Raw genomic sequence first — 22,975 nt, 5'->3', positions numbered from 1 at the left:
CGATAGAGAAATGTCACATGTGCCTGTCCGGTGATCGCAATAGCGGGTTTTCTGCGAAAAGAGCGTTCGCTGCATAAATACCCTTCATTAAGTATTTTGCTTCACTTGCCGATGCAGAGAGCAGACAGTGTGCTGGATCTCGGATACAGCACAGCGGTCGAACTTCTGTTTCGGATCTGGAGATGAAGGCGTCGAACACAAGAAAATATTCCCTGAGTCGTACGCTCAAGGCGAGCTTGCGATTGACCGGAGTATTCCTGATGCTATCGGTGGCCGCAGCCACTCCAGCAATAGGTCAAGTAACATTTGCCGGTTCTCAGATCGTGTTGGCAGCGGGCGCTTGGTCAAAGCCCGCAGGAATAGCGGTCGATGCCTCTGGAGATCTATTCGTGGCGGATGCCGTCAGCGGAGCCGTCGCGGAGCTGGCGAATGCTTCGGGATCCTTTGCGCCTCCAGAGACTGTGTTGTCAGGGCTCTCCAATCCATCGGCTCTGGCATTCGACAGCATGGGGAATCTGCTGATAGCGGACTCTGGTAATGGAAGAATTCTCATGCTCCCTACGAGGAGCAACGGTTTTGGCGCGATAACAACAGTAGCCAGCGGCCTGGGTCGGCCTGCAGGCATGGGATTCGATGCTGCAGGGAATCTTTACTTTGCCGATACCGAAAATAATGTTGTCATGCAAGCTTCGTTGGCCGCAGGCGTTTACAGCGCACCCGTAGTTGTCAGCACAGGATACAACGCACCTGTGGGGGTTGCATTCGATGGCCAGGGCGACCTCTTAGTTGCTGATGCAGGCAATCACAGGGTCACGCTTCAACACGACAACGCAGGCACGTTTGGCTCGCCAGGCAGCTTCATAACCTCAATAACCCCAACGGCTATTTGGAGCGACAAGACCGGCGACATATACATCGGTGATTCAAGCTCTTCCCGCGTGCTCACATACACCTGGTATTCTCCGCTTTCCCGATTTACGAGCATTGCCTCCATGGGAAGTCAGTTGTCCGAACCTGCAGGCATAACGGTTGATAGCAAAGGAAATATGTTTATTGCTGATGCGGGAGCCGGCACAGTACTCGAATCTGTCACTACGGCATTCCCATTCGGAGCCATCGCGGCAGGGGCGAGCAGTTCAGCGATCACATACAATTTCGCGATTCCCGCAGGAACAACACTCGGGCAAGCCATCGTCTCAATGAAAGGCATGCAGGAAGCAGATTTCGTCGCAACGGGAGCAGATAGTTGCTCCGGTCGTACATTTCCGGTCGCTTTCGACTGCGGTGTTTCGGTCATCTTTCATCCCCAAGGTACAGGCATGCGCCCTGGAGCAGTCGAGATTATGGATGGAACGGGAAATCCGGCGACTATTGCATTTTTGTATGGAACTGGTATTGGCGCGCGCTTCACGTATGCTCCTGCACGAGTCACAGTATTGGCTTCACTGCTGAATGCACCTGCGGGGGTTGCAGTGGATGGCAGCGGAGATCTGTTCATTTCCGATACGGGCAACAATCGTGTCCTGGAGCTGCCGTCGATGGGGTCTGGCTATGGAAGTCTCACTCCATTACCCATTGCTGGACTAAATGCTCCTGCCGGTCTCGCAATCGATGGGGCCGGAAATCTCTATGTAGCTTCGTATGGAAACGATCGCGTGATTCGTTTGCCATGGCTAGGCGCTCAGTTTGGAACTCAATCTACGGTTGGCACTGGACTTTATGGGCCATCGGCTGTTGCAACCGATAGTCAGAGCAATGTGTATGTTGCCCAAACTCTTGCGCAGACAATCCTTCGGATTCCCTGGTCGGGCAATAAGTTTCTCGCGGAAACAGATGTGGGAAACTATACGGGAGAGCCCGTGGGCATAGCAGTGGGAGCAACTGGAAATGTTCTGTTTGACAGTCCTTATCACAACTACGTTGCTGAAGTTCCATGGCTAGGGTCCGGATATGGTTACGAAATTTATCTGACCAGGCTCAATACTTCCTCTCCATCGCAAATGGTCACTGACGGAAACAGTAACCTTTACATTCTTGATACGGCTAAGAATCAGGTGATTATGGTGCCCTGGCTGGGCACCGCGTATGGCACGCCGATCACCGTGGCAAATGGTTTCAATGCCCCGCAAGGGCTTGCAATCGACAACAATGGAGCGTTGTATGTCGCGGATACGGGAAACAATCAGGTAGTTAAAATCGATCTCTCCATCCCAGGCTCATTAACCTTTCCAACAACGTATGTAGGATCGACGAGCTCCGGTGCAGGACAGTCGGCAATTGTCGAGAATACCGGCAACGCTTCGCTGGAATTGGAGAGTGTAAGTTTTCCTGCTGATTTTTCTGAAACCTCCGCAAGTACATGTGCGCCTGGGGAAGTTTTGGCTGCTGCTGCAGGATGCACCCTCGCGGTAAGTTTTGCACCTGCTCATACCGGCAACCCGCTGGTGGAATCTCTCAATCTAAGTTCCGGCGATCTGAGTTCGAGTGATGCGTCCGATGAGGCGTCCTTTAGCCTGTCTGGCGTAGCGATTCCGCAGACGTCTCAAACGATTTCTTTTCCAGCCATAGCCGGAGAGACGTACGGAGATGCTCCCGTGATATTGACCGCAACTGCCAGTTCGGGATTGGCCGTTCAATATCAGATTCTCAGTGGCCCCGGAGTTATTTCGCACAGCGGAAATACATATTCATTGCGATTCTCCGGAGCCGGCAAAATCCTTCTCGAAGCGACTCAGGGAGGTAATGCTCAGTATCAAGCTGCAGCTTTAGTGATCCTTTCTGTCACGGTGAATCCGGCAGTGATGATAGTGGTTCCCGCGAATGCAAGCGCAACATACGGGAAGATTCCTTCGTCGTTCTCGTATTCGCTGACCAGAGCCGTGAATGGTGACAATCCGCTCAATGTGACCAGCGGCAAGCCTGTTCTCACGACAACCGCGATGGGTAGTTCTTCTGCAGGTTCCTACGCGATCGTTGCAACGCAAGGTACGCTTTCGGGGGCCAACTATGTGTTCGCGTTTACAACAGGGACACTCACTATTGCCAAAGCAGCGCTTCAGGTGAGCGGTGTTGCCGTTTCACAGGCGTATGGCAGCGCATTACCTGTTTTTGCATGGACGATGAGCGGATTCGTCAACGGAGACACAGCCAGCATCGTGAGTGGCGCTCCTGGGCTTTCGACAACCGCGAACTCTGGCTCGCCAGTTGGTTCGTATCCCATCGCAATTTCCACGGGGTCATTGTCTGCAGAGAACTATTCGTTTGTGCTCCATAACGCAACGCTCACAGTTACTGCCGCACAGCTCACTGTAACGGCTACTTCCGCGAGCATCACGTATGGACAGGCGATTCCAACGCTGGGTTATACAATCTCGGGATATGTAAATGGCGATCTAGCCAACGTTGTGAGCGGCTCCCCGGTTATATCGACGACGGCTACGCAAGGCGCTGTAGCAGGAAGTTACAGCATCGTTTGTGCTGCTGGTACTTTGTCCGCCGTCAACTATAGCTTTCACTGCGTCAATGGAACACTCTCCATTCAAAAGGCCATGCTTACTGTTTCTCCGAATGGGGCGAGCATGGCCTATGGCTCCGCTCTACCGGCGTTCGGTTACAGTTTTTCGGGATTCGTGAACGGTGATAGCTTCGCGAGCGCCGTAACAGGAGTGCCTTCGTTTACGACGACAGCAAACTCGCATTCGAAGCCTGGATCTTATGTCATTAATGCGAGCGTTGGATCGTTATCAGCGAAGAACTATTCGTTCAGTTTCGATTCGGGCACTCTTACGGTTACGAAAGCGGTCCTCAGCGTATCAGCGAACAACATCTCCGCTGCGCAGGGCAGCGCGCTTCCACCACTGACGTATTCCGCCACCGGCCTGGTAAACGGGGATACGCTTGCAAACGCAACGACCGGCGCACCTCTACTCACCACAAATGCAAATATGGCTGCCGCCGGATCATACCCGATCATCATTACGCAGGGTACGATCTCCTCCGCGAACTACCAGTTCTCGCTTACTAACGGCGTACTGACGGTCGCGCCGCCTGTAGCTCCTACGATTGCGAAACCAACTCCCCAGCAGCCAAGGATTCGGAATACGGCGAGCGTAGCACCCCTCGTTCTGTGATGATGGCGGTTACGTATTTTGCCGGTGTCACGTCAAAGGCAGGATTGCAAATGCCGACCCCATGGGGAGTAAGCTGCTTGCCGCCATGGTGCGTTACCTCGCGCGCAGGCCGCTCCTCGATCGGAATATCTTCTCCCGTCTTCGTAGCACGATCAATGGTTGACCACGGAGCGGCAACGTAGAAGGGAATGCCGTGCTCTTTGGCCATGATTGCAACGGAGTAGGTCCCGATCTTGTTGGCGACATCGCCGTTGGCCGCAATGCGGTCAGCTCCAACCACGACAGCTTTGATCTTGCCCTGGCGCATTAGGCTTGCGGCCATGCTGTCGCAGAGCACCGTGGTAGGAATTCCGTCAGCCATCAGTTCCCACGCAGTGAGGCGCGCTCCTTGTAGGAAGGGCCGGGTTTCGTCGGCATACACATGAATCTGTTTCCCGCGCTCGACTGCACCGCGAATCACCCCCAGCGCTGTGCCGTAGCCGCAGGTAGCCAGAGCACCAGCGTTGCAGTGCGTCAACACACCACCGTCGTCGGGCATCAGATCAGCTCCGTGAGCGCCGATGGCTTTGCAACTGGCAATGTCTTCGTCATACATCGTCAACGCTTCGTCAAGAAGCGATTGTTTGACTTCATCAAGCGAAGCGCCCTGGCCTTGCAGCCGCAAAAAGAGGACCTTCATGCGATCGATAGCCCAGAACAGATTCACGGCTGTAGGGCGCGTCGAAGCCAGCTTTTCGCAGATCTGCTCGAACTCGGGAGCAAATTCTTCTGTGGTGAGCGCATCTGTGTCTTTTGCGCCGAGAGCGACACCCATCGCCGCGGAGACGCCGATGGCTGGGGCTCCGCGAACCACCATGGTTACAATCACATCCGCTACCTGCTGGTAGGTGGTGGCGAGCACATAGCTTTCTTCGAGGGGAAGCTTCGTCTGGTCGATAAAGCGGACACCGTCCGGCGTCCATTCAAGAGTGAGAATCATCCTTTTTAGTGTAAATGCAACACGGCTGACACGTTAAACATGGGCTCCCATCGCGCCCGCCCGCACAAGACACGCCAGCTTTGCCAAAATGCTGAAGCCGTCGCAACTAGAAGATTTCAGAGTGATCTACTTTGCTTTGGAAATGTTTACATTTATTACTGGACGTTGTGCCTCTCGTCTGATTAGAGTGAACTTCGGCGTGTTCCCAAAATTTGGCCGGTGGAGCGGCTCTGCTTGATACACACAGAACTGACCTATGTCGACTGGATAATCATGCTGTTGTACTTCGTGTTTGTGCTGGGCATTGGCTTTGCCCTCAAGCGCTTCATGAAGACCAGCAAGGACTTCTTTCAAGCCGGGCGAGCATTGCCGGCCTGGATCTGTGGCCTGGCGTTTATCAGCGCCAACCTCGGCGCGCAGGAAGTGATTGGAATGGGAGCGTCGGGCGCCAAGTATGGCCTTGAGACCGCTCACTTCTACGGCATCGGCGCCATTCCCGCGATGATCTTTGTCGGCATCTTTATGATGCCGTTTTATTACGGCTCCAAGGCCCGTTCCGTACCGGAGTTTCTACGCCTGCGGTTCGACGAGAAGACGCGTGCTCTGAATGCCTGCTCTTTCGCCGTAATGACGGTTTTCTCATCCGGCATCTCGATGTACGCTATGGCGCGCCTGATTCAGGCGCTACATGTCTTTGATCATCTGTTTCTCGTGATGGGCTGGCCGCTTGGATGGATCTTCACCTTTTCGATCGTCCTTTCGGCCATCATCGTTCTGCTGTATATCTTCCTCGGCGGCCTCACGAGTGCGATTTACAACGAAGTGCTGCAATTCTTCCTCATCATTGCGGGCTTCCTGCCGCTGGTATTGATTGGACTGAAGAGTGTCGGCGGTTGGCAGGGCATGAAGACCGCGGTAGCGTCCATCGATCCACGCATGCTGCATGAGTGGAAAGGCATCATGCACCCGGCGACGAACCCCATGGGCATCGACATCATCGGCCTGGCGATGGGTCTTGGATTTGTCCTGGGCTCCGGCTATTGGTGCACTGACTTTCTTGTCATCCAAACGGCGATGGCCTCGCATAACATGGACGCCGCCCGCAAGGTGCCATTGATTGCCGCGCTGCCTAAGATGATCTTCCCGTTTCTGGTGATTTTGCCCGGACTGCTTGCGATTTCCATCGCCACACCGCATACAACCACAACAGTGAGCATGCAGGGCGGAGCAATCATCCACGAGACCAACATCGTTCCGCCTGAGGTCGAGCAAGGCAGGGGACTGGTTCCGGCCAAGGTTAACCCCGTTACCGGTAAGCCGATGCTTGATGCCAGCGGCAAGCCATTGCTGGACTACGACATGGCCACGCCCAACATGCTGCTGCACTTCTTCCCGACCGGCATTCTCGGTCTTGGATTGACGGCCCTGCTTGCGAGCTTCATGAGCGGCATGGCGGGCAACGTTACGGCCTTCAACACCGTTTTCACATACGACCTGTACCAGTCCTACATTCACAAAAATGCAAGCGACAAGCATTATCTTGCGGTAGGGCGGTGGGCTACCGTTGGCGGCATATTGTTATCCATCTGCACGGCTTACGCGGCCATCAATTTCAACAACATCATGGATACGCTGCAACTGGTGTTCTCGTTCGTGAACGCGCCGTTGTTCGCAACGTTCCTCCTGGGTATGTTCTGGAAGAGGACAACGGGCGACGGAGCCTTTATCGGCCTCATCTCTGGCACGCTCGCCGCCGTGCTGCATCATGGGCTCTCATTGCCTCTGGAAGCGCACCCTGGCATTCATGGCGGATGGATTCACGTGCTGCATACCTACCCGAGTGACATGGCGCAGAATTTCTACACGGCGATCTGGGCTTTCTCGGCAAACCTCATCATCACAATTCTTGTGAGCCTAATGGGCAAGCCGAAGCCGGAAGCAGAGCTGGTTGGTCTGGTGCATTCACTTACGCCAAAACCGGATACGGGACATGCAACATGGTGGCGGCGGCCAGAGGCACTGGCTGTTTTGCTTGTGGTACTGCTGGTGGTATTGAATATTTTCTTCTTCTGAGCATGGCGCTGGAGGTACGGCAATGAATCTTGATTTGCGCATCCCAATGGGACTGCTGTTTACTCTCGTGGGTCTGATCCTCACCCTCTACGGCGCGGGCACAAATGGCAGCCCAATCTATGCGAGTTCGCTCGGTATCAATGCCAATCTCTATTGGGGCCTGGTGCTGCTGGTGTTCGGCGGCAGCATGTATATTCTTGGCCGCCGTGGTCAGAGGCGCATGGAGCGTGAACCGCAGAAGCCAGCGGATACGGATTCCGGCGCGGCGAGGCGCGGACACTGATTAGCAGATTCCTGCGAGAGGAATCGTCAGCCCGAATCGTTACCCTTGTCTTACTCTCTGGATCTAAGATCACAGCACAATCGGGAGCATAGGTTTAATATGTTCTCCACGACGATCCTCCGGAGGTTTGCAAAACAGCGCGAATGATCCGGAAGGAAGCTGTCCCATCACTGTTGCAGGGAGGGATGGATGGAAGTTGAAATTACTGCACGTCAGGTAAAAGTTTCTAAAGGACTCAAAGCGGGTGCTGAAGAGGGAATCGGCAGAATTGGCTTGATTTTGGGCAAGATCACCTCGGCGGCATTCACGTTCCGCGCGGAACGTCATCTACAAATCGTAGAAATCTCACTACAAAGCCGGAATCACAATATCGTGGCTCATGGCGAAGGCGCCACCCAGGAGTCTGCGCTGCGCCAGGCTCTTGTTCATGCTGAACAGCAGGCACAAAAGTTTCGGGATCGCACCCGCACGCGAAAGCGTCTGCCTAAGCTGGCGACAGCGATTCCCGAGCCTCGCGTACCCCGAAAGGCAGTGCGCGTTCGCAGATCGGTCGGGCTGGAGCATGGAACCGAACCCTCACCCGAAGATCACTTTAGCCATGGGAACGGGCATCGCGCTCCAATCGCGCGTCCACCCGGCAAGAAAACAAAGGCAGCAATTACGGTTCACTCATTTCCCGGCAAGCCGATGGTCGTTGAGCCGCATATCCTTAGCGCAGCCGAGGCTCTGGCAATTCGCCCGATGACCGTTGAAGAGGCGGTTAAAGAGGCGGAGTTCCAGGATCGCGATCTTCTTATCTTCCGCACTCCTGCTGGGGATCTGTATGTCCTGCATCGTCGCCGGGACGGCAAGATGGAGATGGTCGAAGTGCCGTAAGTTCTTGAGGGATTTGCTCAAAAGGAACTGAGTTGCATTCGCAACTAATGTGGGATCGATGGCATGGCTCCCTTCGGTTTAGGATGGGGCCATGCCACGCGTTTCTAAAAACGGCGATCGAGTTGCGCGCGGCCGCGCGGCTGCAAGCTCTGCTGAAAATCCCGTCGCAGATTCCCGAAACCCCACAGGCTCAAAAGAGCTGGTGATTGTTACAGGAATCTCCGGTGCGGGAAAAGCATCTGCTCTCAAGGCGTTTGAAGACCTTGGATACTATGCGGTAGACAACCTCCCATTGGAATTGCTGCCGGGATTCGCTGCGCTGGTCAAGAACTCTTCAGAAATTGAAAAGGCTGTTCTCGTCGTGGATGTCCGCGAAGGACCGACGCTGGACAGGCTGCCCGCTGTTTTGCTGGGCGTGAAGAAGACACTGCGGACCAGTGTTGTTTTTCTGGAAGCGTCGGATGCTGTTCTCGTTCGCCGTTACTCGGAAACCCGGCGTCCGCACCCGCTGAGCCGGTCAGAGATGGTGGTGCGTTCCATCACCTCTGAGCGGCAGCTTCTGGACCCTGTACGAAATGTTGCGGATTCCATCATCGATACATCCGGCTTCAATGTCCATGAGCTGCGGGCTTACGTACAGGCTAAGTTCGGACCGCAGAACGGAGATGAGCGAGGAAGTCAGCTTCTGGTCTCGTGCCTGAGCTTTGGATTCAAGAACGGCGTGCCGCTGGATGCGGATATGGTTTTCGATGTGCGCTTTCTTCCCAACCCGCACTTCGTACCGGAGTTTCGCAAGCTGACTGGGCGTCATCCTAAAGTGGCCAAATACGTGCGGGATTTTCCGCAAACAGCAGAATTCCTCACGCGTGTGACGGATATGATGCTGTTTCTGCTGCCGCACTACGAAAAAGAAGGGAAGAGCTATCTGACGATCGCATTTGGCTGCACCGGAGGCCAGCATCGTTCGGTCATGATGGCAGACGAAATGGCAAAGCGGCTCGGCAAAGCGGGCTATCGAGTGAAGGCCGTGCACCGGGACATGCCGCGATGACGAAAAGACTACAAAATAATTGGGCAGCGAGACCGGTTGAAACTGATTGAGCTTGGCATACGCAAACAGAGCATCGGTTCCCCGGTGCTCTGTTTGTAATCGCCTGCGATTTCCTTACTGTCCTTCGATGACCCGTACAGGCGTGTGCTCTGAACGATCGATGGCTCTGTCGAACCTCGGGCTGGTGAGCGTTCCGTATTGGACATTACGGAGTGCGTAACTTCCATCCCTGACGTCAAAGATTACAGCCACCTTACTCGGATCGTCGTTGTCTCCGCCTGGCGTGAGCGTGCAGTTGAAGGCTGTAGGCGTGTCTTTGCTTTGAATAGTTAGGACACGGTTATATATTTGTTCCTGCTTGAGTAGATATTGTCCGGCGGGGTATTGCTCGCCGCCTACGCTGAAGTTGAAAGGGATGGTAACTCTAGCTTCGGCTGCTGCCTGAATAGATGTTAATCCGGCAGTTGCCAGAGCGCCTGAAACGAGTAACAGTTTACCAATGGTAGAAATCATCGTATCCTCCTGATCCTTGCATTTGTCGTTGCGAATAGCTCCAAATGTGGGACAGGGACCGCGCCCTGGTAAGATGGCGATCCTTTCTATCGTCAGCGCAGCATGATCTGCTGTCTGGTGCCGGCTGGTTACAGCGCAATTCCGATAAGCGGTTACTCTGCTCGGAAACTTACGTGTGAATTCGCTCCAGCGCTTACATCTGATTAGACGATAAGTTCAGGAAGCAGTACATAAAGTTATGTGTTGTTTTGTAAATGTGGGGTAGCCGGCTCGAAGAGGGTTGATAAAACCACCAGCTAGATGCCGGGAACCAATTGAGCTATGTAGGAATAGCCAACACTTAGCTGCTCATAGAAGCCTGTCCTTCGGCTCATCGGGAAGTGACTACAAGCAGAAAGTGGAGCATGATATGCGAGAAGATGGTTTCCTATGATATATATCCGCACTCTATGCTGGAAGACCAACGGCTGAAAAACCAACAGGGCCTGTTCACACCATTGAGGAGACCCCGTCCCTGGGATTGCGGCAGATCTGGCCGTCCTCCAGATGTTGCCGAAATACTGTCTTCCCAATAGTGTGAACAGACCCTGGTGCTTGCGCATCGCACTGATCCATTTATGTATCCAGGGAGGGCCCGGGATCAGTGCGATGCGCAGCCATGCGCTTGACGGTAGGTTGACGGGAGGCGCAGGCGAGCTTCATTACTGGCCTTCGATCATCCGTACCGGTGTGTGCTCGGTTGTCTTTTCGCGTTTGTCGAGGCGCGGTGTGATCAGCGAGCGATACTGGATCGACTGCAGAGCGAACCGGTCGCCGAGATGGTCAAACTTGAGGATGACCTTGGAATCTGTTGGTGCGGGGTCACCAGCGCCGATGAGTGAGGTAAAGCTGACCGGAGCCTTCTTGGCCCACAAGATCACACTGTTGTGGGTTGAATCTTCGATTACGCTGTACTGACCAGCGGGGAACGCCTTGCCGCCAACCGTGAAATTGAAGGGAACATTCACGCGGGCTTCTGCCATCGCGGAGGTTGCTGCCAAAGCTGCGGTCGCCAGTATGACCGGCGCCAGAACGAACTTGTTAAAAGTGATTCGCATCGGTGTGTCCTCCTGCCTATGGTTTGGAGATTACCGATGCTGAAAAATAAAGTCGTTAAGTTCCCGTCCAGAATTCGTCAAAGTTTTCCGGCCAGTTCTTGACGGATCATTTCCACGTTTCTTGACGGATGAGCCAGCCCGCTCAGCTCGTCCTGGAGAGTGGAAACGACGATCTTTCGTTCTTGCGGAGGGATATTCTCCGCTGTCGTGAGTGCGTGTGCGAGCAACTCCGAGGCTTCCGCACCCGCTCCGCGCGCTACGGCGTGGCGAGCAGCCATGCTCAACGCTGTAACGGCTTGATGCCAGTGTCGTCCCGCTTCAAAGTGCATGGCCATTTCGCGGGCCACGGTCGATTCGCGGTCGCCAAAAATCTGGCCAAGCCGCTCGGCGATCCGTTTATGGCTGCGCGAGCGCCTGGAATCAGACTGGCGGCGGCACAGCACTTCACGGTACAGTCCATGACTGAAAGAGTAAAACCCAGATGAGCTGCCGTCGGGCAACTCATCACAGCCCGCGCGCTGTACATAATGCAAACGTCGCGCGAGCGCATCACAGGCCTCTTCTGTCTCGGCCAGATCCGCGTCGAGAGCCGCGGCAACAGCCCAGGCCGGGAAGGCCACATGCATCAGGCTTCCGGCTTCCAGCAGGCGTTGTTCCCGCTCGGTAAGCCGTTCCATCTCGAGCTCGATCATCTGCGCTAATCCCGCAGGCACACCGGTGCTCGCGTCATCCAATGTGCCGCGCACCCGCCAGATTGGCTCCCCATCTACATGGGTCTTAACCAGAGTGCCTTCGGCGATCAAGTGCTCCAGCAGCGCAGCGATGAAGAGGGGATTACCCTCCGAATGCCGGTGCACGAAGCTCGCAAGCCCAGGCGGCAACGTCTCTTGTTTCAGTTCACGTGCAAGCAGTTCATTGACAGCTGTGCGCTCAAGCGGCTGAAGCGTAATTTCGCAGCACAATCGCCGCATGCGCAGATCCTGCTGCAGCGCCTTCAACGGATGCTCCGCTGAGCCATGCTGCGGATTGAACGTAGCCAGCACCATGAGCTGCGCTTTAGCACGCCGCCGCGCAAGAGCCGAAATCAAATGCAACGTCGAAGCATCGGCCCAGTGCAGATCCTCAAGCACCAAAACCAGCGGCGTCTGCAGCGCAATCTCTTCCAGGGCTGTACAGAGATCCCCCGGCATTCTCGCCGGAGCAGAAGCGGGCGCAGGCGAATCGGAATTGCGGCCCAACGCGCTCAGCCACGCTGGCGCAACCTTAGCCAGTACGCGGCACACTCGTTCGCCCAGTGAGGAAGCGCAGAGATGGCCCAGCGCTTCCATAATGGGGTAATACTCTTCTTTTGGGCCGAACCCCTCGACGCACTGGCCGCGAGCCACGCTGCCCGGCAGTTTTGATTCCGCCAGACTACAAAACGCATCCACCAGCACAGTCTTCCCGATACCAGCTTCGCCGGTAAGAAAGATCATCTGCCTCTCGCCGTTCGTCAGCTTGTCAACAAACGATGCAAGATTCGCAAGCTCATCTTTCCGGTCAATAATTCGCGCGGTTGGAATGCCTGTGTCTGGGACAGCGCGCGTGTCGGCAGCATGTGACTGTGCCGGCTCGGGCTGACTGGCTGCATCGACCCGATCCGTAGCGCGCCGCATTGGATTCACGCCATTTGCTGGAGGGTTCTCGTTCGCTCTCTTTTCAACGGCCACATTTGCAGCCTCTGCCACGGTTGCAACGAATCGATAGCCGCGCTTCGGCAATGTCTGAATAAATCGTGGCTGGCCGGGATCGTCTCCCAGCACCTTGCGCAGCTCAAGCATGTAGGTACGCAGCACCTGCGGCTGCACATAGGTCTCAGGCCAGAGCGCTTCCAGCAACTCGTCGTGTGTAATCAGCCGTCCAGGATTCTCGACCAGATACCGCAGCACGGCGAATGGCTTTGGAGGCAGATCGATCTGACTACCGTCGTGCCATAGACACTCATTTGCTGTGTCCAGCCTGAACGACTCGAACTGCTTCATGCTACGGGGTTCTCCTCCTGACCACCTGATTGCAGTCTTTCAAGCAATCCGGCTGCCAGGGCGTTAGACTGCGGTTCGTCTGGATATCCGCATGAATTTATGGTGTCAATCGGCTTTCCGAAACCTTGCCCCACGGAAGATATATCAAGAGAAATGTCCGCTTACGGACATTCGTGTCTGCTCACGGACAATACCAGCGTCCCATCCGCAATCATACGTCTTCGGACGTGATTGCGTTCCATATCCAGTTGGACGTGTAATGCGATTGCCAATGGCAGCGCCGCATGTGTTTTTTGAGCGATCATCGCCTCACCAATCTGCCAGACCACCGATAAGCACTAGCGGATACAATGTGTAGATGCAGCGCACACAAATGCTCCAGCCCGGGGCGTATCCTCACATCGCCTGGGAGAGTGCCTCAGCATGAAGCGATTCTTTCGCCTCATTGGCTATGTAGTGCCTTATGCGCTGCAATCGTTCTTCGGCGTTATCCTGCTGGCAATCGTCGGTTTACTTGATCCGCTGCGTATCGCGCTCGTCGGGCCTATTCTCAACACCGTTCTCAATCCCTCGGCAAAAGGCGACAAAGTTCCTCTGCTGCCCAATTTGCCTGCAGGCTGGCACTTTGACCTGAATCAATTCGTGCCGGCTCAGATGCACGGCGACAATGCCTGGGCAGTCGTCGCATTTGCGCTCATAGCTATGACGGTGCTGAAGGGGATTTGTGACTATTCTGGCACCTATCTCGTCAACTATGCCGGCTTCGGCATGATCACTGACCTGCGCAATCATCTCTACGAGACGATCATGCGTAGCTCGGCAAGCTTCTTCCATAAGCATCCGACAGGGACGATCCTCTCTACGCTCATCAATGATGTAGAACGAGTCCAGACCGCGGTCAGCTCAGTTCTCAGCGAATTTCTCCAACAGATATTCACTTTTATCTTCACCCTTGCGCTGGTCATCAGCTACGGCGGCCGTCTGAGCTGGGCACTCCTGATTTTCGTTCCCGTCGTCATCACGTCGGCTCGCAAAATCGGCGGTACTGTTCGCGTGCGAACCCGAACCGGCCAGGATCGCGTTGCCGAGATTCAGAACATTCTTCACGAGACCATTACCGGTAACCGTATCGTGAAGGCCTTCAGCACCGAGCTATGGGAGATTCTGCGTTTCAAGAAGGCGGCGCGAAGACTCCTGCGCGCCAACCTGCGCAGTGTACGCATCCAGTCCATCAGCTCGCCGCTAATGGATGTCATCGCGTCGGTCGCCATTGCGCTGCTGATCTGGATCGGCCGTAACGAGATTCTTGCTGGGCGAATGACAGTCGGGGGCTTTATTGCTTTCCTGATCCTGCTTTTCAAGCTTTACGATCCTGTGCGCAAATTCGCCTTTTTCTATAACTCCTTCCAGCAAGCGATGGGCGCTTCTGTTTCGATCTTCAATTACCTCGATATCGAGCCGGATGTGCAGGAAATCTCACGCGCCAAAACACTCGGCGACTTTCGCGATAGGATTGCTTTTGAGCACGTAGGCTTTGCCTATTCCAATGAAGATGGCGAGCAGCAGGTGCTGCATGATGTAAATCTCGAAGTCCGGCGAGGCGAATTGCTGGCGCTTGTGGGGCCAAGCGGCGCAGGCAAGAGTACGCTGGTGAATCTGGTTCCGCGTTTTTATGACGTGAGTAGCGGGCGCATCGCCATCGACGGCGCGGATCTCCGCGACCTCACCTTGGCTTCGCTGCGGCAGCACATTGCGCAGGTGACGCAGGAGACGATCCTCTTCAACGACACCGTTCGCAATAACATTGCCTACGGTCAGCCCGATATTCCGAAAGCAGAGGTCGAACAGGCAGCGCGCCATGCGCTTGCACACGACTTCATTATGCGCATGCCGCAGGGCTATGACACCGTCATCGGCGAAAAGGGATTTCGTCTCTCAGGCGGTGAACGCCAGCGCATCGCAATTGCTCGCGCTATCTTGAAGAACGCGCCGATTCTCATCCTGGACGAAGCAACCAGTGCTCTCGATACGGAGAGCGAATCCCTGGTGCAGGCCGCGCTGAGCAACCTCATGCAAGGGCGCACCGTGGTCGTGATCGCGCACCGGCTCTCCACCGTTCGTCGTGCCACGCGCACCGTTATCCTCGAAAGTGGACGTATCACCGGCATTGGAACGCACGAGGAACTGTTGCAGACCTCGCCGACCTATCAGCGCCTGTATGAGCTGCAATTTCTGGGAACGGGGATGGATGGCGCGATTCCCGATCCAATCGTTACGATGGAGGCTGGCTTATAAACGCCGACATGCATACCTCTCCCATGGACTCTCATACTTTGCTCTCTGATTCGTCGAAAGCTGTTTCTCCGGTTTCCTCCATGACGGGCTTTGCCCGCGCGTCTGTCGATGTGGAGGGTTTTGGCAGCTACACACTAACGCTCAAGAGCGTCAATCACCGTTTCCTTGATCTACATCTCAGAATGCCGTCGAGTTTCGACGGCCTTGAAATGGAGCTGCGCCGCGTGTTGAAGGAAAACCTGCTGCGCGGCCACGTTGAGCTGACACTCACAGTCGATCGAAACTCCGCACAGGTTGCTGGATTGAACCGTGAGCTTGTCGCGTCGTACGTACAGGCGTTTCGCACCGCTGCGACGGAGTTCGCATTACCGGGCGACCCTGACCTCAACACCATCCTGCGAATTCCAGGTGTGCTGCAGGCTGAGCAGCGGATGGATGAATCCGCTACAACGGCTATAGCTGCCAGCGTGCTCACGCAGGTTGTGCCACTGATTGACACGCTTAAGACAATGCGTGCGCGCGAGGGTGCGTCGTTGGCGGCGGTACTGGAAGCAACGCTTGATCGTATGACCGATGCGGTGCGCCGAGTTGCCGAGTTGCGCGTGGAGGTAGAGGCACGGTATCAGGAGCGCCTCACCGAACGCATGGAAGCAGCACTAGGACCGGAAAACGTGTCGACGGTTGGCCGGCAGCGCATCGTCGAAGAGGTCGCCGTTCTCGTCGAGCGCAGTGACGTTTCCGAAGAGATCGCTCGCATGGAAACGCATATTCAGCACTTCCGCGAGGTGCTTGCTGCAGGCGGTGAGACTGGCAAGAAGCTCGATTTTCTGTTGCAGGAGATGAATCGCGAGGCGAATACACTGCTGTCAAAGACAGCGGGTGTCGCAGGCAAGGGAACCCTGATCACGGAACTTGGTCTCGCGATGAAAGCGGAGATCGAAAAGGCCCGCGAGCAGATTCAGAATCTGGAGTAAGCGGCTATCCAAGCCGGTTATTGGTTTAAAACAGATAAGGTTTTCAAAACACCGTTCAGGAAAGATTGAGTAACTGTGGCAGGCATTCTTTTTATCATTTCGGCGCCTTCGGGTTCGGGTAAGAGCACACTCGTGAACGCGCTGCGTTCGCAACTTGGCAGATTGGATTTTTCTGTCTCATGGACCACCCGCCAGCCGCGCGGCTCAGAGCAGAATGGGCGCGAATATTACTTTACGACGCGCGAAGAATTTGAACGCATGATCGCCGCAGGCGAGTTTCTGGAGCATGCTGAGGTCTTCGGCAACTACTACGGCACGGCGCAGCGTTCTCTCGACGAAGCAACTGCAGCAGGGCACGATCTGATTCTCGATATCGATGTACAGGGTGCAATGCAGGTGATGAGCAAGCTTCCAGAGGCGGTGACCATCTTCGTAATGCCCCCGAACCCTAAGGTTCTTAAGACGCGACTACGCAATCGCAGCCGCGCCGAAGGGGAAGTGAACGAGGATGTTTTGAATCGCCGGCTGGATGCGGCCAAGAGGGAAATTGAGAATTATCGCCGGTATAGATATATTCTGGTAAACGACGTTTTGGAGAGAGCCGTTGCCCAACTGGAAGCAGTTGTGGCGGTGGAACGAATGCGGCGCGAAGGCACGCCGCTGGATCATCGTACAAAGCGGGAGTTCGAGATTGCTGAGAGCTGCCGTGTAGTAAATTCCCGGGAACGCCTGCGGCCATTTTTAGAGTCGTTCGGTATTGATCCCGGAGAGGACCCGCAACAACCACGATTATTGTGAGGACACGGATGACCAACGAACCGACCCATGGAAATCATATCGAGACCAAGTTCGACTCCAACTATCGCAAGGTCATGGTGGCCGCGCGACGTGCACGGCAGATTCAATCCGGCGCGAGTCCGCTGATTCGCAGCCAGTCCAACAAAGCCTGCCGTCTGGCGCAGGAAGAGATTCAGGCAGGCAAGATCGCTTACGTTCACACCGGTCCGCCGCCTGAAAAGCCGACCAATGAAGATCCTGGAATTCCGATCCTGGCTCTCTAGCAACCGGAGTAGAGATAGATTCCGCAAGGCCGGCACGACAATGCCGGCCGAAGCGTTATGTGTTTGAATTATTTACGCTGCGATCACATCTGTTGCCCCTCTCGATCCTCCCATCGCTAAGTTTCGTTCGCGTTACAATCAACCTATGAAGGTGATGGTTGGCGTCTCGGGTGGAATCGCGGCTTATAAGGCCGCTGAACTTGTTCGGGCGCTGCAAAAACAGAATCTCGAAGTCCGCGTAACGATGACAGATGCGGCGCGGCAATTCATCCAGCCGCTCACCTTCGCCGCACTGACCGGCCATAAAGTCCTGACCAGCCTTTGGCCGCAGTCGTCCACAGCGGATGATGCCGACTCGTCCGGTTACGATGCAAGCATCGAGCACATCGCCGAGGCCCAATGGGCCGATGCGCTGGTTGTCGCGCCTGCCACGGCAGGCATCCTCGCCAAGTTTGCACATGGATTGGCCGATGACTTTCTGACAACGATGTATCTGGCAACGCAGGCGCCAGTGCTTGTGGCTCCCGCGATGAATGTGAACATGTGGGAGCATCCTGCAACCCAGGCCAATCTCGAGACGCTGCGCCAGCGAGGCGTACGCGTCGTTGAACCGGATGCGGGACATCTTGCCTGCGGCATGGTCGGCCCGGGGCGTATGGCAGAGCCTGAATTCATCGCTAATGCAGTTCTCAACGCTCTGGGCCGAAGCCACGATCTTGCCGGCGAGGTGGTGCTTGTCACGGCAGGCGGTACTCGCGAGGCGCTCGATCCAGTGCGCTTCCTCGGCAATCGCTCCAGCGGCAAGATGGGCTATGCGCTGGCCGAGGCTGCGCAGAGCCGAGGCGCGCGCGTGATTCTTATCAGCGGACCATCGGCGTTGTATCCACCGGCGCATTGCGAAGTGGTGAAGGTGACGACAGCGGAAGAGATGCGCGGTGCGGTGCTAGACCGGATGGCCGAGGCCACCGTAGTCATCAAGGCCGCGGCGGTTGCCGATTATCGCCCCAGCATCGTTGCCGGTCAGAAGATGAAGCGTACCGGACCGATGACTCTGGAGCTGTTGCCCACTGAAGATATTTTGGCCGAGGTAGTTCGCCAGCGGCGTCCAGGGCAGTTAATCGTGGGATTCGCCGCAGAGACCGAAAATCGCCTCGAAAATGGCCGCGCAAAGTTGTTGCGCAAGGGAGTCGACGCCATCGTGATCAACGATGTCTCTCGCGAGGGCGCGGGCTTTGACTCGGATCTCAATGGAGCAACTTTTCTGACAGCGACTACGGCCATCGATCTACCGGAGATGTCGAAGCGCAAACTGGCTGATCGCATTCTGGATGAAGTGGTAGGGCTGCGCAGGCCACAGTCATTGCTCGTGGAACTCTCGGGGATCGAAAACGAAATCGAGAGTGCGGAAGCTTCGGATGATGCCGCGATTTCCACGCGCCGCGCCATTATGATCGAGTAGGAATGAGCACAGCGGGCCAGCCTGATGCAGCACTGCGCGAGGCGTTGGAAGCGCGTCTCCGCTACTATCGCGACCTGGGTATCGGAGCATTTTACCGGCGCGATGTAGCGATTGCGCTGCCCGAAGAGCCGGAATCAAGCTCGGATGCCAAGCAGGCAAAGGCTTCCATTATTGAGCCTGCAGCAGTTGCGCAACCGGCGGCACTCTTTCCCGAAATTCAATCTCAAGCGTCTGAATCCTGCTCATCATTCCACTTATCTACGGAGCCAGCCATCGCACCTCGCAAGCCAACGCCTGCCGCACCCCCGATACGCGATCAAGTCCCTGCAGATCAGCACTTTGCGGCGCTAAAGCTCATCCGTGAAGAGATTGGCGACTGCACGCGCTGCGAACTTTGCAAAGGCCGCAATAAGCTGGTCTTTGGTGATGGCGACCCGAACGCAAAACTGATGTTTGTGGGCGAGGGGCCGGGGGCGGATGAAGACGCACAAGGTCTTCCTTTTGTTGGACGTGGCGGACAATTGTTAAACAATATGATTGGCGCGATGGGACTGAAGCGGGAACAGGTTTACATTGCCAACGTGGTGAAGTGCCGGCCACCGAATAACCGCACGCCGGAGCCGGATGAGGCGCATACCTGCGTGCCGTTTTTGTTCAACCAGATTGACGTTATAAGGCCGCAAGTGATTGTAGCGCTTGGGCAAACGGCTGTAACGTATCTGACCGGAGAGCGGCGGCCGCTGTCTGGCTGGCGGGGGAACGTGCATCCGTTCCGGTATGGGGCGAAGCTGATTGTTACGTATCATCCGGCGTTTCTTTTGCGCGATCCGAACCAGAAAAAACATGCGTGGGCCGATCTGCAGATTGCAATGCGCGAGCTTGGGTTGACGCCTCCGACGCGAAAATAGCCCTTTAGAACCGGAAACGGTGCGCAATGTTTGTGCGACGATGCGCAATATTCGTCGCGCACTGCGCAATCCGTGACGGACGATGCGCAATCCGTGTCGCGCAAAGTGCAATCGGTGCGCGACGTTGCGCAATCGGTGTCAGCAGGATGCACTTATTGTGACCGGCGGACGACCCAGGTGGTCATGGAGCGCTGGTTCTGGACGACGGTGGTCTTGATGGGGTCGGCGAGTTCGCCGATTTGCCGGGTGAGGGAGTCGAGGAGCGCTTCGTCGACGAGGTAACGCTCGGAGCCGTCGGGTAGTCTGTGGCGGCGGCCATAAATGGTATGGGTCTGGTCTTCGATTCCGATGCTGGAGGCGAGGCGGCAGAAGAAGAGGCCGCCGGGTTTCAGTGGGCGCAGGGAGCCTTGGAGCATGGCTTCAAAATGGGCGTCGTCGCGGGCGAAGTGGAGGACGGCGCCGCTGAGGACCACATCGGCGATTGCTTCCGCGAAGGACATCTGCTCGACTGGCTCTACGCGGAAGTTTGTGGCGGGGAGCGATGGCGCCAATAGGGCTGCCATGCTTCGTACCGACTCGACGGCGCGGGGATTGGCGTCCGCGGCATAGACGGTGTAGCCGTGGCGAAGCAGGTAGACGAGATTGCGGCCCGCGCCGCATCCGGCGTCGAGGATGGTCATGCCGAGAGCGATGCGGCCTTTGAGGAGCTGGTCGAAGAGATAGATGTCGATCTGGCCGAATTGTTCCTGCAAGGTGAGCTCGGGCATCTCTCAAAGGCTAGCATCGGTAATGGCCGAGATTTGGGATGGAAGGAACAACCTCTATGCTCTATGCATTCTTGGATGGAAGTGGAACTCACACCGCATCTCGCGTATTTACAGTCGCTGGATTTCTGGCCGACGAAGCTACCTGGCAGGATTTCGACAGTAAATGGAATGAGATTCTCGATGATCCCAAATGGCCTAGTCGCCTCTCCGAGTTTCACATGGTCGATTGCGTCCACGGCGATAGGGAATTCAATGAAGGCGGTTGGTCGTTTGCCCAAAGGCTCTATTTATACGGTGAACTATGTGGCCTGTTACGCAATTGCAGTCTTACGCCAATCGCCAGTTCTGTAGTTGCGGGAGCATTTCAGGAAATTACCTCAGAGGATTTGGCACTTTTGTCCGAAGAAAGAACTCGTCTCGGTACTCCTCTTGATGTCTGCTTTCACGGCATTCTTCAACAGTCTATTCGTCGCGTTCATGAAAGAGGCGAAACTTTGGGAGTGATTTTCGATGAAGAGAGCAAGGACACCCAAGCGAAATTTACAGAATTCTCCCTCAACTATGCTGATTCATTTCACCTGGGAGATGTGTTTTCTGGACAGGGATTCGCAGACAGTCGAAAATTTACCCCTTTGCAAGCTGCAGATCTATTAGCCTACGGCACTTATCAGCTCTCACATTTGTGGTTTGCCCCGCCAGCCAACGAACCATATTTTCCTGTTATTCCTGCTCTCTGGAAAATGTTGATTCATCTTTCCAACTCGCCGGACACATCTCCAGACGGAACCATCATAGGGACCGCAGAATTGAGAGCACTAGCTAACAAAGTGAGAAATGGCAAAATGCTACCGAAAAAGCTCCCTCGCTAATGTTCGCGGCCAGTCAAGTATGCTATGGCCTCTGCTCGGCGACAAAGGCGCGAAGTGCATAGCAAATTTGATAATGGCCGCCTATTTGAGACGGGGACATGTCTTCACAATGCGCTTCGAGATTTAATTCTGCGTAGAGGCGGATGTTATTGGGACTGTCAGATGGCGGCTGGGTTCGCGCTTTGCGCGAATTTGATATTCGGTTTCGGCGTGCAACCGGGCGGCTACGGCCTCGCTCTTGCTTTCCGGTTCGATATTTATAATTCAGGTCCGAAGATGCGATGACTAATCATTCTCAAAACAGCTCAGCGTGCAAGGGTATGGGACCAAGAGCGAGGCGGCGTAGCAGAGGGCCAGGAGAGATGTGCCTGATCGCAGTTACCTGCTTTGCGTTAACTGCGATGTTGGGCTGGGAGCGGGACGGTTTTGGACAAACTGGTGCGTCGTCCGGTTCGGCTGCGGCCTCTCATGCCGGTGATAAGGCTGGGAAGAATGGCGCCGCGGTTGAGAGCGTCACGAGCGGTAGTGGGGACTCAATGCCGCTGGGTGCGGCGGCACCGACGGGACAGAAGTGGCATGTGGTGGCGGACGATCGCTTCGACAGGGATGATTCGATTCACTCCGCACTATGGAATGGCGGCACCGGTGGCGGGATGCCGGTTGGCTTCTGCGGGACGGAGGCTACCAGTTGCGGCTATACGGGCAGGGATTGTCAGAGTTACTTCGGCACTTATCCCGAGCCGCCCTATGCTGCTATCGATCGGGGACTTGGGCTGGCCATTCAGGCTATGCATGCTCCGCCGGGTGACACCAAATATCGCGACAACCAGATGGCAGACATTCAGAGCTATGGGAAGATCACCATTCATGCGGGCTCGTTTGTGGAGTGGGAAGCGAAGATGCCGACCGACCGGAATGGCGAGGGGGATGGCTGGCATGTCGATCTGTGGTGTTCAACGCTCAGCCGTCATCGCTGCGACGATTCCGCTGAGGTGGACGTTGCGGAGAAGGTTTTGAGCAAGGCGAACAGCGCAAAGGCGAATTATGTCGTGCATGACCAGCCGGTAGGTGTACAGACGGTAATCGAGAAGAGCTATAGCGCGCCCGGCGGTGAAGACCTGTCGGCTGGATTTCATACCTATGGGTTGCTCTGGAGCAAGGATAAGCTGGGCAAGGAAGGATCGTTCCAGGCGTACATCGATGGGAAGCCGATTGCCGACCACGCTGCGCCGATCAATGACCCGTCTTGGGAGAGCGGAGCTTACTGTTACGCCGGATGGATGCAGCAGGAGTTGGAGGTGTTCGGAGGGGGTGCGAAACTGAGCTCAACTACTTCTTCGAAAGATCCTTTGATCATCAAGCGGTTTACGGTCTGGCAGGCTTATTGACGATTGAAGCATTTCCGCTTCTTGGGTTCACTTCTGCAGATCGCCGGTTTGACCGGGACTATTGGGCACGGCTTGGTTCGTGTTTTGCACGAATGAATAGGCCCAGGTCTCAGAAGCGAGACCTGGGGCACCTGTGATCTTTCAGGAGGTTGTCCATTCGATTTGGACCGGAGAAGCTGGTTGTGACGAGCAACTAGGAATCTTCGGAGGATCGAATGGACATTCATAAGA

Annotated in this window: 18 protein-coding genes; 13 read left to right on the top strand and 5 right to left on the bottom strand. The window is 55.5% G+C overall.

The genetic code is table 11. The features are described 5' to 3' along the window. The first annotated feature begins 242 nt into the window (after positions 1-242). Positions 243-4,130, top strand: a complete 3,888-nt coding sequence (locus OHL22_RS21085; RefSeq protein WP_263341661.1) for an MBG domain-containing protein — start codon at positions 243-245, stop codon at positions 4,128-4,130. Here the strand turns inward: OHL22_RS21085 and mtnA are convergent. Next, a complete protein-coding gene (mtnA, locus tag OHL22_RS21080; protein WP_263341659.1) occupies positions 4,057-5,109 on the bottom strand; it encodes an S-methyl-5-thioribose-1-phosphate isomerase in 1,053 nt (350 codons plus the stop codon). The genes OHL22_RS21085 and mtnA overlap by 74 nt on opposite strands. 273 nt (positions 5,110-5,382) lie before the next feature. On the opposite strand from mtnA, the gene OHL22_RS21075 reads away from it, so the two are divergent. From OHL22_RS21075 to rapZ, 4 genes are all read left to right on the top strand, one after another. Then, complete coding sequence (locus OHL22_RS21075; RefSeq protein WP_263341956.1) at positions 5,383-7,182, top strand: sodium:solute symporter family protein; 1,800 nt, start codon at positions 5,383-5,385, stop codon at positions 7,180-7,182. Positions 7,183-7,204: 22 nt separating this feature from the next. After that, positions 7,205-7,465: a hypothetical protein gene (locus OHL22_RS21070; RefSeq protein ID WP_263341657.1), complete on the top strand. Its 261-nt coding sequence runs from the start codon at positions 7,205-7,207 to the stop codon at positions 7,463-7,465. Positions 7,466-7,654: 189 nt separating this feature from the next. Next, positions 7,655-8,341: an HPF/RaiA family ribosome-associated protein gene (locus OHL22_RS21065; RefSeq protein WP_263341656.1), complete on the top strand. Its 687-nt coding sequence runs from the start codon at positions 7,655-7,657 to the stop codon at positions 8,339-8,341. A gap of 91 nt (positions 8,342-8,432) precedes the next feature. Continuing rightward, positions 8,433-9,392: an RNase adapter RapZ gene (gene rapZ, locus OHL22_RS21060; protein ID WP_263341654.1), complete on the top strand. Its 960-nt coding sequence runs from the start codon at positions 8,433-8,435 to the stop codon at positions 9,390-9,392. Between the two features lie 114 nt (positions 9,393-9,506). Here rapZ and OHL22_RS21055 read toward each other — a convergent pair whose 3' ends face one another. From OHL22_RS21055 to OHL22_RS21045, 3 genes are all read right to left on the bottom strand, one after another. Further along, positions 9,507-9,905, bottom strand: a complete 399-nt coding sequence (locus OHL22_RS21055) for a hypothetical protein (RefSeq protein WP_263341652.1) — start codon at positions 9,903-9,905, stop codon at positions 9,507-9,509. Between the two features lie 701 nt (positions 9,906-10,606). After that, complete coding sequence (locus OHL22_RS21050) at positions 10,607-11,002, bottom strand: hypothetical protein (RefSeq protein ID WP_263341650.1); 396 nt, start codon at positions 11,000-11,002, stop codon at positions 10,607-10,609. Between the two features lie 77 nt (positions 11,003-11,079). Further along, positions 11,080-13,023, bottom strand: coding sequence for an AAA family ATPase (locus OHL22_RS21045; protein ID WP_263341648.1), 1,944 nt, complete (start codon positions 13,021-13,023; stop codon positions 11,080-11,082). Between the two features lie 423 nt (positions 13,024-13,446). On the opposite strand from OHL22_RS21045, the gene OHL22_RS21040 reads away from it, so the two are divergent. From OHL22_RS21040 to OHL22_RS21015, 6 genes are all read left to right on the top strand, one after another. Continuing rightward, positions 13,447-15,318: an ABC transporter ATP-binding protein gene (locus tag OHL22_RS21040; RefSeq protein WP_263341646.1), complete on the top strand. Its 1,872-nt coding sequence runs from the start codon at positions 13,447-13,449 to the stop codon at positions 15,316-15,318. 23 nt (positions 15,319-15,341) lie between these two features. Next, positions 15,342-16,292, top strand: coding sequence for a YicC/YloC family endoribonuclease (locus OHL22_RS21035; RefSeq protein ID WP_263341644.1), 951 nt, complete (start codon positions 15,342-15,344; stop codon positions 16,290-16,292). A gap of 75 nt (positions 16,293-16,367) precedes the next feature. Then, positions 16,368-17,090 carry a guanylate kinase gene (gene gmk, locus OHL22_RS21030; protein WP_263341642.1) on the top strand — a complete coding sequence of 241 codons (723 nt, stop codon included), beginning with the start codon at positions 16,368-16,370 and terminating at the stop codon, positions 17,088-17,090. An 8-nt stretch (positions 17,091-17,098) separates the two neighbouring features. Further along, on the top strand, positions 17,099-17,353 hold the full coding sequence (rpoZ, locus tag OHL22_RS21025; protein ID WP_263341640.1) for a DNA-directed RNA polymerase subunit omega: 255 nt from the start codon (positions 17,099-17,101) through the stop codon (positions 17,351-17,353). Positions 17,354-17,498: 145 nt separating this feature from the next. Continuing rightward, positions 17,499-18,812: a bifunctional phosphopantothenoylcysteine decarboxylase/phosphopantothenate--cysteine ligase CoaBC gene (gene coaBC, locus OHL22_RS21020; protein ID WP_263341638.1), complete on the top strand. Its 1,314-nt coding sequence runs from the start codon at positions 17,499-17,501 to the stop codon at positions 18,810-18,812. Between the two features lie 2 nt (positions 18,813-18,814). Next, the gene (locus OHL22_RS21015; RefSeq protein WP_263341636.1) at positions 18,815-19,720 is read left to right on the top strand and encodes a uracil-DNA glycosylase; all 906 of its coding nucleotides are present in this window, start codon (positions 18,815-18,817) and stop codon (positions 19,718-19,720) included. Between the two features lie 152 nt (positions 19,721-19,872). Here the strand turns inward: OHL22_RS21015 and OHL22_RS21010 are convergent, their stop codons facing one another. Next, positions 19,873-20,487 (bottom strand): class I SAM-dependent methyltransferase, encoded by a 615-nt coding sequence (locus tag OHL22_RS21010; RefSeq protein WP_263341635.1) that lies wholly within the window; start codon positions 20,485-20,487, stop codon positions 19,873-19,875. Positions 20,488-20,525: 38 nt separating this feature from the next. Between OHL22_RS21010 and OHL22_RS21005 the strand changes: the two genes are divergently transcribed. Together OHL22_RS21005 and OHL22_RS21000 are read left to right on the top strand one after the other, a co-directional pair. After that, entirely contained in the window at positions 20,526-21,356 is an 831-nt protein-coding gene (locus OHL22_RS21005; protein ID WP_263341634.1) for a DUF3800 domain-containing protein, read from the top strand. Positions 21,357-21,718: 362 nt separating this feature from the next. Next, a complete protein-coding gene (locus OHL22_RS21000; protein WP_263341633.1) occupies positions 21,719-22,744 on the top strand; it encodes a family 16 glycosylhydrolase in 1,026 nt (341 codons plus the stop codon). Positions 22,745-22,975: the final 231 nt, after the last annotated feature.

Source organism: Acidicapsa dinghuensis (assembly GCF_025685685.1).
In the GTDB taxonomy this organism is placed as follows: Bacteria; Acidobacteriota; Terriglobia; order Terriglobales; family Acidobacteriaceae; genus Acidicapsa; species Acidicapsa dinghuensis.
Note: the sequence above shows the minus strand (reverse complement) of the source record. Positions and strands in the feature narration are given on the sequence as shown.

Excerpts from the sequence above, each read along its gene's own strand:
- mtnA (WP_263341659.1), bottom strand. The coding sequence starts at position 5,109 with ATGATTCTCACTCTTGAATGGACGCCGGACGGTGTCCGCTTTATCGAC.
- OHL22_RS21075 (WP_263341956.1), top strand. The coding sequence starts at position 5,383 with ATGCTGTTGTACTTCGTGTTTGTGCTGGGCATTGGCTTTGCCCTCAAG.
- OHL22_RS21070 (WP_263341657.1), top strand. The coding sequence starts at position 7,205 with ATGAATCTTGATTTGCGCATCCCAATGGGACTGCTGTTTACTCTCGTG.
- OHL22_RS21065 (WP_263341656.1), top strand. The coding sequence starts at position 7,655 with ATGGAAGTTGAAATTACTGCACGTCAGGTAAAAGTTTCTAAAGGACTC.
- rapZ (WP_263341654.1), top strand. The coding sequence starts at position 8,433 with ATGCCACGCGTTTCTAAAAACGGCGATCGAGTTGCGCGCGGCCGCGCG.
- OHL22_RS21055 (WP_263341652.1), bottom strand. The coding sequence starts at position 9,905 with ATGATTTCTACCATTGGTAAACTGTTACTCGTTTCAGGCGCTCTGGCA.
- OHL22_RS21050 (WP_263341650.1), bottom strand. The coding sequence starts at position 11,002 with ATGCGAATCACTTTTAACAAGTTCGTTCTGGCGCCGGTCATACTGGCG.
- OHL22_RS21045 (WP_263341648.1), bottom strand. The coding sequence starts at position 13,023 with ATGAAGCAGTTCGAGTCGTTCAGGCTGGACACAGCAAATGAGTGTCTA.
- OHL22_RS21040 (WP_263341646.1), top strand. The coding sequence starts at position 13,447 with ATGAAGCGATTCTTTCGCCTCATTGGCTATGTAGTGCCTTATGCGCTG.
- OHL22_RS21035 (WP_263341644.1), top strand. The coding sequence starts at position 15,342 with ATGGACTCTCATACTTTGCTCTCTGATTCGTCGAAAGCTGTTTCTCCG.
- rpoZ (WP_263341640.1), top strand. The coding sequence starts at position 17,099 with ATGACCAACGAACCGACCCATGGAAATCATATCGAGACCAAGTTCGAC.
- coaBC (WP_263341638.1), top strand. The coding sequence starts at position 17,499 with ATGAAGGTGATGGTTGGCGTCTCGGGTGGAATCGCGGCTTATAAGGCC.
- OHL22_RS21015 (WP_263341636.1), top strand. The coding sequence starts at position 18,815 with ATGAGCACAGCGGGCCAGCCTGATGCAGCACTGCGCGAGGCGTTGGAA.
- OHL22_RS21010 (WP_263341635.1), bottom strand. The coding sequence starts at position 20,487 with ATGCCCGAGCTCACCTTGCAGGAACAATTCGGCCAGATCGACATCTAT.
- OHL22_RS21005 (WP_263341634.1), top strand. The coding sequence starts at position 20,526 with ATGGAAGGAACAACCTCTATGCTCTATGCATTCTTGGATGGAAGTGGA.
- OHL22_RS21000 (WP_263341633.1), top strand. The coding sequence starts at position 21,719 with ATGTGCCTGATCGCAGTTACCTGCTTTGCGTTAACTGCGATGTTGGGC.